Origin of the sequence: Azospirillum sp. A1-3, from assembly GCF_023806445.1 — a bacterium.
GTDB lineage: Bacteria > Pseudomonadota > Alphaproteobacteria > Azospirillales > Azospirillaceae > Azospirillum.
Genome location: NZ_JAMSLU010000001.1, coordinates 2,051,747 through 2,063,899, shown reverse-complemented (window position 1 = coordinate 2,063,899; position 12,153 = coordinate 2,051,747). Strand labels below are relative to the sequence as shown.

Below are 12,153 nucleotides of genomic sequence, written 5' to 3'. Positions count from 1 at the left end.
CTGTGACAAGGTGCGACAAATTATCCATTCAGGAGCATCCCACCATGCAAGGCGATCAAGGGGTCCTGGACCGTTTGAACAAGCTGCTCACCGGCGAGCTGAGCGCGGCCGACCAGTATCTGTCCCACGCGCGGTCGATGGAAGACATGGGCCTCAAGGCGCTCGCCGAGCGCATCTCGCACGAGCGGGAAGAGGAGCTGGAGCATGCCGACAAGCTGATCCGCCGCATCCTGTTCCTGGAAGGCACGCCCGACGTCGCCAGCCGCGACCCGATTCACATCGGCAAGACCGTTCCGGAAATGATGCGGAACGACCTGAACCTGGAATATGAGGTGGTGGCCGCCCTGAAGGAGGCAATCGCCTATTGCGAGCAGGTGAAGGATTACGACACCCGCCGCATCCTGCTGGAACTGCTGGTCGACACCGAAGAAGACCACGCCCACTGGCTGGAACAGCAGCTTGGCCTGATCGACATGCTCGGCGTGCAGAATTACCTGCAGTCGGCCATGGGCGGCTTCCCGAGCTGAGAGGGGGACGGACCATGAAGGGCAACAGCGACGTCATCGCCCAGCTTCAGATCGTCCTGAAGGACCAGCTGACGCAGATCAACCAGTATTTCCTGCACGCCCGCATGCTGAAGAACTGGGGCGTCAAGGCTCTGGGCAAGTGGGAGTATCACGCCTCCATCGAGGTTATGAAGAGTGCGGACGAGATCATCGAACGCATCCTGTTCATCGAAGCGATCCCCAACCTCCAGGACCTCGGCAAGCTGCGCATCGGCGAGGACGTGCCGGAGATCCTGTCCAGCGACCTCGCCGCCGAGCGCGAGGCCCGCGACCGCATCGCCAACGCCATCGCCGTGTGCGAGCAAAAGGCCGACTACGTGTCGCGCGACGAGCTGTCCGAACTGCTGGAAGAGTCGGAAGAGCGCATCGACTATCTGGAAACCCAGTTGAGCCTGATCGACGACATCGGCCTGCCGAATTACATCCAGTCGGCAATGGGCGAGTTCAAGGAGTGAGGTCGGGGAGAGGTGGCTTCGAATGCCCCCTCCCCATCCCTCCCCCGCTTCGCGGGAGAGGGGGCAGGACGCTTGCGGAGGTTCAGCAAAGTACGGCGGCAGTCCCCTCTCCCGCGGAACGCGGGGGAGGGATGGGGAGGGGGCATTCGAAGCGCCCCCCTCAAACCCGCCCCAAAATCTCCTCCGCCAGCGCCTGCATCTCCGCTGCCGCCTGGGTCTTGCGCGCGGCTTCCGTCACCGACAGGCCGGTCATCAGCGTGCCGGCATAGGCGGTGCGGTTGCCGACCTGTGCCGTCGCCAGTTCCACCGCCGGTGGATCGACCAGTTCATGCACCTTGGCGATCAGTTCGTCGGCGATGCGGGCGCGCGGCGGTACCCGGTTCAGCACCAGCAGCAGCCGGCGCTTCTCCTGCGCCGCCAGATCGATGGTCGGATGCACCGCCCACAAATCCATCGGGCTCGGCTGCACCGGGGCCACCACCAGCGTGGCGGCGCGGACGGCGATGCGCGCCTCCGTCTGTGCGTGCGGCGGGCTGTCGATCACCACGATGTCGTGGGCGCGCGCCAGCTTCTCCACCTCGGCCTGGGTGCGCCAGCCGGTGATCTGCACATGGGTGAAGCCGGGCTGCCCGCCGGTCGCCTCGGCCCGCACGGCGTGCCAACGGGTCAGGCTGCCCTGCGGGTCGATGTCGACGGTGGCGACCTTGTACCCGAGCTGAGTCCAGGCGATGGCGAGATGGGCGGCCAGCGTGGTCTTGCCGGCGCCGCCTTTCTGCTGCGCCACGGTGAAGACCTTGCCCGTCATGCCCGCACCCATCATGTTGTGTTCGGTGATTGCGCATCCCCCTCATAACCTTGGGCATGGCACCGGTGCAACCGCGCGAATTGACACCGGTGCTGCACTGGCTAGAAAGACGCCGTGACCGACCATTCCGCACCCGATACCGGTGAGAAGCGCCCGGCGCTGATCCCGGCCACCCCCGCCGGCATCGCCCGTGCGGCCGAGCTGCTGCGCGCCGGCCGTCTGGTCGCCTTCCCGACCGAGACGGTCTATGGACTGGGCGCCGACGCCACCGACGACCGCGCCGTGGCGGCCATCTTCGCCGCCAAGGGCCGGCCGCAGTTCAATCCGCTGATCGTCCATGTGCCCGATCTGGTCGCCGCCCACTCCTGGGGCCTGTTCGACGACCGCGCCCACGATCTGGCGACGCAGTTCTGGCCCGGCCCGCTGACCATGGTGGTGCCGCGCCCGGCCAATTCCGCGCTGTCGCTGCTGGTCAGCGCCGGGCTGGACAGCATCGCCATCCGCGTGCCCAACCACCCGGTGGCACAAGCCATCCTGCGCGCCGTCGGCAAGCCGATCGCCGCCCCCAGCGCCAACCGCTCCGGCGCCGTCAGCCCGACCACGCCGCATCATGTGCTGGAAAGCCTGGGCGACCGGGTCGACGCCATCGTCGCCGGCGGCAAATGCATGGTCGGCCTTGAGTCCACCGTCATCGACCTGACCGGTCCGGAAGCGGTGCTGCTGCGCCCCGGCGCCGTGCTGCCCGACGAGATGGAGCGGCTGATCGGCCCGATCCGCCTGTCGGCCGGCGACCCGACCGCGCCCAAGTCGCCCGGCCAGTTGGAAAGCCACTATGCCCCGAATGCGGCGGTGCGCCTGAATGCATCGTCGGCGGAAGAGGACGAGGCGTTCCTGACCTTCGGCCCCGACCGCTTCGTCTTCGGCGGCACCACGCGGCTGAACCTGAGCCTGGAAGGCGACCTGAACGAGGCGGCGGCCAACCTGTTCTCGCACCTGCGAAACCTGGATCAGAGCGGCGCCAAGCGCATCGCCGTGATGCCGATCCCGGAGGTGGGGCTCGGGATGGCGATCAACGACCGCCTGCGCCGGGCGGCGGCGCCGCGGGGATGAGGGCATCGCCGGCCTCCGCCCTGATCCAGCGGAGAAAGGCGGCCACCGCCGGCTTTTCCTCCGCTCCGCCCGGATAGACGAGGTGATAGGCGAGGCCGTTCGACAGACGTTGGTCGAACAGGACGACAAGCCGCCCAGCCGCGAGATCGTCCGCGGCAAAACGGTGCCGGACCAGCGCTATTCCCAATCCGGCCTTCACAGCCTCCATCACGCCGTTGCCGTCGGCGAAGACCGGCCCGCGATCTGCGCCCGCATCCGGCACGCCGGCGGCTCGGAACCAGAGCGCCCAGTCCCCGCGGTGCTCATCATGCAGAAGCCGATGAGCCGCCGAATCCCCTGCCAGATCGGCTGGATGCCGAAGCGGCGGTGCGGCGCGCAGATAGTCGGGGCTGCACACCGGAACCAACTCGTCATCGATCAACCGCTCGGCACATAGGCCTTCGTAGGCGCCCAGCCCGTGACGCACGGCGATGTCGACGCGGTCCTGCGCGAAATCGACGAGCCGGTTGGTGACCCCGATCCGTACATCGATCCCAGGCGCGGCCGCCTCGAACCGCGGTAGACGCGGAACCAGCCATTGCACGGCAAAGGCCGCAGTGCAGGACAGCGTCAGCTCCGGCCTGCGGCGCCCTGCCGTGAGTTCGGCGGTCGCGTCCCGCATCAGGCGGAAGGCGGTCCGGATGGCAGCGTGATAGGCCGCCCCCTCGCCGGTCAAGGCGAGGCTGCGCGGCTTGCGTTCGAACAGCCGCAAGCCGAGCGCCGTTTCCAGCTCCTTGACCTGGAGGCTGACAGCACCGGGCGTGACGTTCAGCTCCTGCGCGGCAAGCGTCATGCTGAGGTGACGTGCGGTCGCTTCGAAGGCGCGCAGGCCGGCAAGCGGGGGCAAAGAAAGCGTCATGGTTTAGGAAATTTCAACGGTATGCGGAAAAGGACTCGTTTGTCCAATGTCAGGACCGGACGCTATTTTTAGCTCAGCTCGATTGAGCATGAAAGGCCGGACAATGGCGGGATCGCGTGGGCCAAGCCCGATCATGGCACGGGCTTCCCAAACATCCGTTCCGGCGGCAATGGCAATTCCACCGCAAGAAGCCGATCGCCGCCGGCCGACACCGCCGTGCAGGATGCCGGAACCCGGCATGTCCAGCCCCTGCCACACACCGGAACACGCATAAGCCATCAATGGAGGCCTCCAGATGACCGCACCGAACCACAAGCCGATGGACCTGACCGACTGGAGCCTGCTGGTCGCGCTTTCGATCCTGTGGGGCGGGTCCTTCTTCTTCGTCGGCATCGCCGTGCGGGAATTGCCGCCGTTCACCATCGTCGCCATGCGGGTCGCGCTGGCTGCCCTGGCACTCGGCGGGCTGCTGTGGATCCTAGGACTGCCGATGCCGCGCGACCGCCGGACCTGGATCGCATTCTTCGGCATGGGGGCATTGAACAACCTCGTTCCTTTCTGCCTGATCGTCTGGGGACAGACCCAGATCGCCAGCGGCGTCGCCTCGGTCCTCAACGCCACCACGCCGCTGTTCGGCGTGATGGTCGCGCATGTCCTGACCCGGGACGAGAAGATGACCGGCAACCGGCTGGCGGGGGTCCTCGTCGGCTTCGCCGGCGTGGCGGTGATGATCGGACCGTCGGCATTGGAGGGGCTTGTCGGAGCCGGGCCGGGAAGCGGGTTGCTGCCGCAGCTTGCGGTGCTGGGCGCCGCCCTCTCCTATTCCTTCGCCGGCATCTTCGGCCGGCGGTTCAAGAGCATGGGCGTGTCGCCCCTGGTCACCGCGACGGGGCAGGTCTCCGCCTCCACCCTGATGCTGGTGCCGGTGGCCCTGCTGGCCGATCGCCCCTGGACCCTGCCGATGCCCAGTGTGGCCGCCTGGGGCGCCGTCATCGGCATCGCCCTGCTGTCCACCGCTCTGGCCTATGTCATCTTCTTCCGCGTCCTGGCTTCAGCCGGCGCGACCAACCTGATGCTGGTCACGTTCCTGATCCCAGTCAGTGCCATCCTGCTGGGCGGCCTGTTTCTCGGCGAACGGCTGGCGGTCAGGCATGGGGTCGGGATGGCGCTGATCGCCGGCGGCCTCGCCGCCATCGACGGAAGACTGTCCACATGGCTGGGACAACGCAGATCCGCATCGGCTGCCAAGGGATAGAAAATGATCGGCGGAGACGTTAGAAGGGATCGATTGCAAGCCCCTTAACCTGCTTCGGACGCCTTGCCATGACCGTCGCCGCCGCCCTCGACCAAATCCGCGCCATAGTCGGCCCGTCCGGCATCCTCACCGACGCAGCCGATATGGCTCCCTATCTCGCGGAGTGGCGCGGGCGCTTCAAGGGCAACAGCCCGGCGGTGGTCCGCCCGGCCAGCACCGAGGAAGTCGCGGCGGTCGTGAAGATCTGCGCCGAAGCAGGCATCCCCATTGTCCCGCAGGGCGGCAACACCAGCCTCGTCGGCGGCTCCATCCCCTACGAGGAGGGGCGCGAGATCGTGCTCAGCCTGTCGCGCATGAACCGCATCCGCGACATCGACACGCTGAACTACACCATGACGGTGGAAGCCGGCGTGGTGCTGACCAGCATCCAGGAGGCCGCGGCCGACGCCGACCGCCTGTTCCCGCTGAGCCTGGGCGCGGAGGGCACGGCGCAGATCGGCGGCCTGATCTCCACCAACGCGGGCGGCATCAACGTTCTGCGCTATGGCAACACCCGCGACCTTGTGCTGGGGCTGGAGGTAGTCCTGGCCGATGGCCGCGTCTGGGACGGCATGCGCCGGCTGCGCAAGAACAACACCGGCTACGACCTGAAGAACCTGTTCGTCGGTGCCGAGGGCACGCTGGGCATCATCACCGCCGCCGTGCTGAAGCTGTTCCCGCGCCCGCGCCAGTCGATCACCGCCTTCGTCGCCGTGCCGAGCCCGGCGGCGGCCATCGAGCTGCTGGCCCGCCTGCGCGCCGCATCGGGCGACGCCGTGTCGGCCTTCGAACTGATGTCGCGCCGCTGCCTGGACTTCGCGCTGAAGCATGTCGCCGGCACCATCGACCCGCTGTCGGAGCCGTCGCCCTGGTACGTCCTGACCGAGCTGACCGCCGGCACCCGGTCCGACGCCTTCCAGGAGACGGTGGAGACCGCGCTGGGCGAGGCGTTCGAGGCTGAACTGGCGACCGACGCCACGCTGGCCCAGTCGGACGCCCAGGCCAAGCAGCTGTGGTTCATCCGCGAAGCCATCGTCGAGGCGCAGAAGTTCGAAGGCGGCTCGATCAAGAACGACGTGTCGATTCCGGTTTCCCGCGTCGCCGAATTCATCGAACTGGCGGAAGCCGCAGTGGCGCGGGCCTGCCCCGGCATCCGCCCGACCCCCTTCGGCCATGTCGGCGACGGCAACATCCACTTCAACCTGAGCCAGCCCGAGAGTGCCGACACCAAGGCCTATCTCGACCGCTGGGACGAGATCTGCCACGTCGTGAACGAGGTGATCTTCAAGCTCGACGGTTCGATCTCCGCCGAGCATGGCGTCGGCCGCTTCAAGAAGGACGAGATGCCGGTCATCAAGGGGCCGGTGGAGTTCGACATGTTGCGCGCCATCAAGGCGACGCTCGACCCGAAGGGCCTGCTGAACCCGGGGAAGATGCTTCCCTGAACACCCCCTCACCAGCCGCCCGCGTCATAATATTGCGGGGGACAGGCTTGCGGCGAAAGACGGATGGCCGCGCTTGTCCCCGGCGCGACACAAGGCTATGGTGCGGCCTCCGATTGTTCTGCGCCTGTCGTACCGCGAGAGAGAGTTTTTCCGATGTCCAAGCCGCGCACTCTGTTCGACAAGATTTGGGACAGCCACGTCGTGCATCGCCAGGACGACGGCACCTGCATCCTCTATATCGACCGCCATCTGGTTCATGAAGTGACCAGCCCGCAGGCGTTCGAAGGACTGCGCGTTGCCGGCCGCAAGGTGCGGCGTCCGGAAGCCACTCTCGCCGTGCCCGACCACAACGTCCCCACCACCGACCGCTCCAAGGGCATCGTCGAGGAGGAAAGCCGGATCCAGGTGGAGACGCTGGACAAGAACGCCCGCGACTTCGGCGTCCGTTACTTCCCGATGGACGACGTCCGCCAGGGCATCGTGCACATCGTCGGTCCGGAACAGGGCTTCACCCTGCCCGGCGCCACCATCGTCTGCGGCGACAGCCACACCGCCACGCATGGTGCCTTTGGCGCCTTGGCCTTCGGCATCGGCACGTCGGAGGTGGAGCATGTGCTGGCCACCCAGACCCTGTTGCAGAAGCCGGCCAAGAACATGCTGATCCGCGTGGACGGCAAGGTGAATCCGGGCGTCACCGCCAAGGACATCGTGCTGGCCATCATCGGCAAGATCGGCACCGCCGGCGGCACCGGCTACGTCATCGAATTCGCGGGCGAAGCCATCCGCGACCTGTCGATGGAAGGCCGCATGACCGTCTGCAACATGGCGATCGAAGGCGGCGCCCGCGCCGGCCTGATCGCCCCGGACGAGAAGACCTTCGCCTATGTCCAGGGCCGCGCCCTGGCTCCGAAGGCCGGCGCCTGGGAGCAGGCCGTCCAGTACTGGAAGACGCTGCCGTCGGACGAGGGTGCGGTCTATGACGCCACCGTCGTGCTGAACGCCGCCGACATCGTCCCGCAGGTCACCTGGGGCACCAGCCCGGAAGACGTGCTGCCGATCACCGCGACCGTGCCGAACCCGGCCGAGATCGCCGATGCCGGCAAGCGCGCCGCCGTCGAGCGCTCGCTCGCCTACATGGGCCTGACCCCCGGCCAGCCGCTGACCGAGGTGAAGGTCGACACCGTTTTCATCGGTTCCTGCACCAACGGCCGCATCGAAGACCTGCGCGCCGCCGCCGAGGTCGCCAAGGGCCGCAAGGTCGCCGAGGGCGTCCGCGCCCTGGTGGTCCCCGGTTCGGGTCTGGTCAAGGAGCAGGCCGAGGAAGAGGGTCTGGACAAGATCTTCACCGAGGCCGGCTTTGAGTGGCGCGAGCCGGGCTGCTCCATGTGCCTGGCGATGAACGCCGACCGTCTGGCTCCTGGCGAGCGCAGCGCGTCGACCTCGAACCGCAACTTCGAAGGCCGTCAGGGCCGCGGCGGCCGCACCCACCTCGTCAGCCCGGCGATGGCCGTGGCGGCGGCGGTGACGGGGCATCTGGCCGACGTCCGCGCTCTGTAAGAATGTAAGGTAAAGTTGCTGGAGGGGCAGGGTCAGGGTTATCCCCCGGTCCTGCCCCTTTTGCTTGAGGTAAGGCCTGATGGCGACGCTTGGTGACGGCGCGGCGGCCTGCCGCCTCACCGCGTGTGGGCTTCCGGCGGCGCCTTGGTGTCGGGCGTCGGCGTGCCGTCGCCGCCCAGGAAGAACAGGTTGCGCAGGAAACCCGGCGCCAGCACCGCCAACGGGTTGACCGACACGTCGGGGTCGGACAGCGGCCCCTGCACATGCCAGGTGGCGGAGAAGATGCCCTGGCCCTCGCCGCCGCTGAGAATGTCGCCCAGCAGCGGGATCTGGCCGATCAGGCGGTTCAGGCCATAGACCGGGACGATGGTGCCCTGCAGGTTGGCGGTTTCCGTCTCAAGGTCGATCTGACCCTCCAGCGTCAGGCCGAGCGCCGAGCCCGAAGTGCGCAGATCCTTCAGCGTCAGCAGCCGGCCCTCCTTACGGAAATCCGCCACCATGCGGCCGAATGCGATGCCCTTGCCGCCGCCCAGCAGCTCGGCGAAGCCCGACGGCGAGATGGCGTTCAGGATGCGGGCCAGCGCCGGAACGTCGATCAGCGTGTAATCGCGGATTTCCGCCTTGCCGACGATGGCGGCATCGGCCCGCGGCTCGGCCGAGCGGCCGGTCAGGGTCAGCCGGCCGCCGCGCATGCGGTCGTTCAGATCCATCGCCTGCAGGGCGGAGCCCAGATCGTCGGCATTGATGGCGAGGTCGTAGACGCCCTGTGGACCCGGCCGCCATTTCATCGACACGCCGCCGCCTTCACTGCGGCCGGTGAGGTCCAGCAGGGTCCAGGCGGAGGCGTTCCGCCGCATGGTTCCCGAGACCTGCCGCAGCCGCCGGCCCTCGCCGAACACCACCGAATCGAACTTGATGGCGACGTCCAGCGGTGTCTTGCGGCCGTCGTCGGTGGGGGAGGGCGGCTTCTTGGGCGGCGGTGCGACGGCGCCCTCACCCGACGGCGTCTTGCCGGTCAGGCCGCGGGCGTCCAGGCTGGCGCCGGTGATGGTGCCGGCATAGCCGCCGGAGGGACCGCCAGGCTTCGCCGGAGGCAGCACGGTCAGGTCGGCGCGCAGATCGGTCTGGCCCAGCTTGAAGCTGGGAGTCTGCACCCGCGCCACCCGCTTGCCGCCGTCGGCCAGCTCCAGATTGGTGACGCTCTTCAGGCCGCCGGCGTCGATGGTCAGGTTGCTGATGCGGGTCGGGCGGTCCTTGTCGAACTCCAGCGTCAGCTTGCCGGTGCCGGGCTTGCCGGGGGGCTTGGCCCAGCCCAGCTCCTCGATCGACAGCCGGGTCTTCTCCAGGTTCAGATTGCCGGTCAGCAGCAGCTTGTGCTTGCGGTCCACCGTGAACAGGATGTCGGCGCCGAAGGGACCCTGCACCCGGTCCTCCAGGTCGATGCCGTGGGCGCGCAGATCGTCGGCGGTGGCGTCGCCCTTCACCGCGATGCGGGTGCGCGGACCCTTGGCGGCACTGTCGAAGGACTCGTTCCAGTCGACGGTGACGGGAATGCCGTCCAGCTTGGTGGCGCCCTTGATCTGCATCGCCTTGAGGTCGAGCGCCAGCGACAGCTCGCCGTCGGTGGCGTTCAGCCCGGCCGCGACCTTCTCCACCGCCACCTTGTGCAGCTTGCCGGTCACGTCCAGCTCCAGTTGCTCCACCTTCAGGTCGGCCAGCAGGGGGAAGGCGAAATGCAGCTGCGCCTCGGCGGTGCCCTGGGTGCGCTTCGGGTCCATCTCCAGCTTGGTCGGATAGCCCAGCGGCGGCATGTCGATCAGGGTCAGGATGGAACGCACCGGTCCCTGGACCGGCAGGCGGATGTCCATCGTCTCCTTGCCGATGTCCAGCCCGCCGATCACCACCTTGCCCTCGCCGACCTCGATATCGCCGGATTTCGGGTCGGCGATCCGGCCGCCCTTGGTCAGGATGGTGAAGGTCTTGCCGTCGGTCGTCGCCTCCAGCCCCGCACCGGTGACCGGCGTCAGGTCGTGGAAATAGCGGACGCTGATGTCCTGCCCGGCCATGGTGGCGAGGAAGCGCGTCTGTTCCGGCGGTCCCGACCCGTCGAGTGGTACCGAGAGGTCCACCTCCGCCCGCGCCTCCGTCACCGTTCCGTGCGACAGGTTCCGTGTCACCCATTCCCGCGCGTTGGGACCGGCGACGGTGGGCCAGTAGCGGTGCAGCTCATCCAGCGCCACGCCGCGGGCAGCCGCCTGCGCCTCCACCGCCATGCGGTCGCCCTGGCGGAGCGCGGTTCCGCTGGCCTCCACCTTCGGCTGAGGCCCGCCGGCTTCGCCCAGCACCGCGCTCAGCCCGTCCAGTTCGACGCGGTCGCGGTTGCCATGCAGGCGCAGCCGGGCCGAGTCTACCGGCAGCGGCCCTTCGAACAGCTCCGGCCGGATCAGCTGCCCGTGCCCGGCGGTGATGTCGGCCTTGCCGCCGGTCGGTTGCAGCGAAGGGTCGAAGGCGACCTCCACCGTTCCCGACAGCGGCAGGTCGGCGGCCTTCAGCGGCGCCAGCAGCGGGGCGAGGCCAGCGACGGCGGCGGGGGTGAAGCCGGTCAGCCGCGCGGTCGCCCGGCCGTCCTTGTCCGGCCCCTGCCATCCCGACAGCTCCAGCCCGGCGGTGCGGCCACCGGCGGTCAGCGACAGGGCGGCCTGCAGGTCGCGCCCCTCATCGGTCTCCACCAGTTCGCCCCGGCCGTTCAAGCCCAGCGGTTCGCCGCCATCCGCCGCGTCCAGCGACAGATCGTCGACCCGCAGCCGCCGGCCCGGCACGTCCAGGCTGCCGCGCAGCTCCAGGCTCCGCACCGCGACCGGCTCCGGCCGCAGAGCGGCGGGAAGGGCGACGCTGCCGCTGCCGCCGCGCAGGTTCAGATCGACCGTCATCGGTTCGAAGCGCGGGTCGAGTCGCGCCGAGACCGTGCCGGATAGCGGCAGCTTCACCGCCGACAGCGGCGCCATTGCCGGCCCGACCTCCGCCAGCGCTGCCGGTTCCAGCCCGTCGACCGACAGGGTGAGGTCGGTGGTGGCGTCGGCGACGCTGTAATGGCCGGTGGCGGCGACGGTCACCGCCTGGGGCGTCCCCGTTCCGCTGGTATTGCCGAGGTCCAGCGTGACGCGGGCACGGCCCTGGGCACCCTGGGAATCGCGGGTCAGCACGATGTCGGCGCGCGTGGCGTGCCAGGACAGATCGAGCATTCGGTTCTCGACCCGCAGGTCGGCACCGACCACCGACAGCCGGCGCAGCAGACCCAGCGGCCGGTCGATGTCAGGCGGGCGGCGCAGGCTGTCCAGCGCCTCGTCCATCAGGTCGGGGCCGGCATTGTCGGAACCGCCGGCGGATTCGGCGTCGGCCCGCACATCGAAGGCGAGGCTGCCGTCGGCGCGGCGCAGCACGGTCAGGCGCGGCCGGACCAGATCCAGGCGCGTCGGCGACAGCGTGCCGCGGAACAGGGCCGGAATGGAGAAGCCGATGCCCATCTCCGGCACCGCCGCCAGCTCCGCCCCCCCGGCATTCAGCGCCTGTACCCGGCGGGCGCGCAGGTCTAGACGGCGTCCGGTGTTCTCAAGCCCGTCCTCGTCCTCCAGCGACAGCACCAGTTCGCCGATGTCGATGTGGAAGCGGCCGTCGCGGTCGCTCAGCGCCTGCTCGACATAGGGAATCAGCGGGTCGAGGGCGATCGGCCCCTGCGACAGCCGCCACGCGAACAGCCCGCCGGCCGCAAGCGCCACGGCGCCGACCCCGGTCAGCGTCAGGCCGAGGATTTTCGCGGTGCGGCGGATCATCGGTCACCGGCCGAGGGAGATCCCCTCTCCCCCCCGGGGAGAGGGTTAGGGTGAGGGGGACGCATAGCGAGGATTCTCGATAAGGCACGCAGCGCATCCCCCTCACCCCGACCCTCTCCCCGGGGGGGAGAGGGAGAAGAATGGGAATCGCGCGAATCGGTCCGATTGACCTTCACGCCCGACACGTGCAGCT

Annotated in this window: 9 protein-coding genes; 6 read left to right on the top strand and 3 right to left on the bottom strand. The window is 68.6% G+C overall.

What is annotated here, in order from left to right; genetic code table 11:
• Positions 1-44 precede the first annotated feature (44 nt).
• Positions 45-527, top strand: coding sequence for a bacterioferritin (gene bfr, locus M5E06_RS09860; protein WP_109150867.1), 483 nt, complete (start codon positions 45-47; stop codon positions 525-527).
• A 14-nt stretch (positions 528-541) separates the two neighbouring features.
• Positions 542-1,021 carry a bacterioferritin gene (gene bfr / locus M5E06_RS09855; RefSeq protein WP_109150868.1) on the top strand — a complete coding sequence of 160 codons (480 nt, stop codon included), beginning with the start codon at positions 542-544 and terminating at the stop codon, positions 1,019-1,021.
• A gap of 160 nt (positions 1,022-1,181) precedes the next feature.
• Here bfr (M5E06_RS09855) and parA read toward each other — a convergent pair whose 3' ends face one another.
• Positions 1,182-1,826 (bottom strand): ParA family partition ATPase, encoded by a 645-nt coding sequence (gene parA / locus M5E06_RS09850; protein ID WP_252138013.1) that lies wholly within the window; start codon positions 1,824-1,826, stop codon positions 1,182-1,184.
• A 114-nt stretch (positions 1,827-1,940) separates the two neighbouring features.
• Between parA and M5E06_RS09845 the strand changes: the two genes are divergently transcribed.
• On the top strand, positions 1,941-2,936 hold the full coding sequence (locus M5E06_RS09845) for an L-threonylcarbamoyladenylate synthase (protein ID WP_252138012.1): 996 nt from the start codon (positions 1,941-1,943) through the stop codon (positions 2,934-2,936).
• On the opposite strand, the gene gcvA is transcribed toward M5E06_RS09845, so the two are convergent.
• Entirely contained in the window at positions 2,896-3,834 is a 939-nt protein-coding gene (gcvA, locus tag M5E06_RS09840) for a transcriptional regulator GcvA (RefSeq protein WP_252138011.1), read from the bottom strand. The two genes, M5E06_RS09845 and gcvA, sit on opposite strands and share 41 nt — an antisense overlap.
• 295 nt (positions 3,835-4,129) lie before the next feature.
• On the opposite strand from gcvA, the gene M5E06_RS09835 reads away from it, so the two are divergent.
• The 3 genes from M5E06_RS09835 (at position 4,130) to leuC (ending at position 8,130) form a co-directional block, all read left to right on the top strand.
• Positions 4,130-5,089 (top strand): DMT family transporter, encoded by a 960-nt coding sequence (locus M5E06_RS09835; RefSeq protein ID WP_252138010.1) that lies wholly within the window; start codon positions 4,130-4,132, stop codon positions 5,087-5,089.
• 68 nt (positions 5,090-5,157) lie between these two features.
• A complete protein-coding gene (locus M5E06_RS09830; RefSeq protein WP_252138009.1) occupies positions 5,158-6,573 on the top strand; it encodes an FAD-binding oxidoreductase in 1,416 nt (471 codons plus the stop codon).
• A gap of 153 nt (positions 6,574-6,726) precedes the next feature.
• Entirely contained in the window at positions 6,727-8,130 is a 1,404-nt protein-coding gene (leuC, locus tag M5E06_RS09825; protein ID WP_109150871.1) for a 3-isopropylmalate dehydratase large subunit, read from the top strand.
• A 116-nt stretch (positions 8,131-8,246) separates the two neighbouring features.
• Here the strand turns inward: leuC and M5E06_RS09820 are convergent, their stop codons facing one another.
• Entirely contained in the window at positions 8,247-11,960 is a 3,714-nt protein-coding gene (locus tag M5E06_RS09820) for a YhdP family protein (RefSeq protein ID WP_252138008.1), read from the bottom strand.
• Positions 11,961-12,153 lie beyond the last annotated feature (193 nt).

Excerpts from the sequence above, each read along its gene's own strand:
- bfr (WP_109150868.1), top strand. The coding sequence starts at position 542 with ATGAAGGGCAACAGCGACGTCATCGCCCAGCTTCAGATCGTCCTGAAG.
- gcvA (WP_252138011.1), bottom strand. The coding sequence starts at position 3,834 with ATGACGCTTTCTTTGCCCCCGCTTGCCGGCCTGCGCGCCTTCGAAGCG.
- M5E06_RS09835 (WP_252138010.1), top strand. The coding sequence starts at position 4,130 with ATGACCGCACCGAACCACAAGCCGATGGACCTGACCGACTGGAGCCTG.
- bfr (WP_109150867.1), top strand. The coding sequence starts at position 45 with ATGCAAGGCGATCAAGGGGTCCTGGACCGTTTGAACAAGCTGCTCACC.
- M5E06_RS09830 (WP_252138009.1), top strand. The coding sequence starts at position 5,158 with ATGACCGTCGCCGCCGCCCTCGACCAAATCCGCGCCATAGTCGGCCCG.
- M5E06_RS09820 (WP_252138008.1), bottom strand. The coding sequence starts at position 11,960 with ATGATCCGCCGCACCGCGAAAATCCTCGGCCTGACGCTGACCGGGGTC.
- leuC (WP_109150871.1), top strand. The coding sequence starts at position 6,727 with ATGTCCAAGCCGCGCACTCTGTTCGACAAGATTTGGGACAGCCACGTC.
- parA (WP_252138013.1), bottom strand. The coding sequence starts at position 1,826 with ATGACGGGCAAGGTCTTCACCGTGGCGCAGCAGAAAGGCGGCGCCGGC.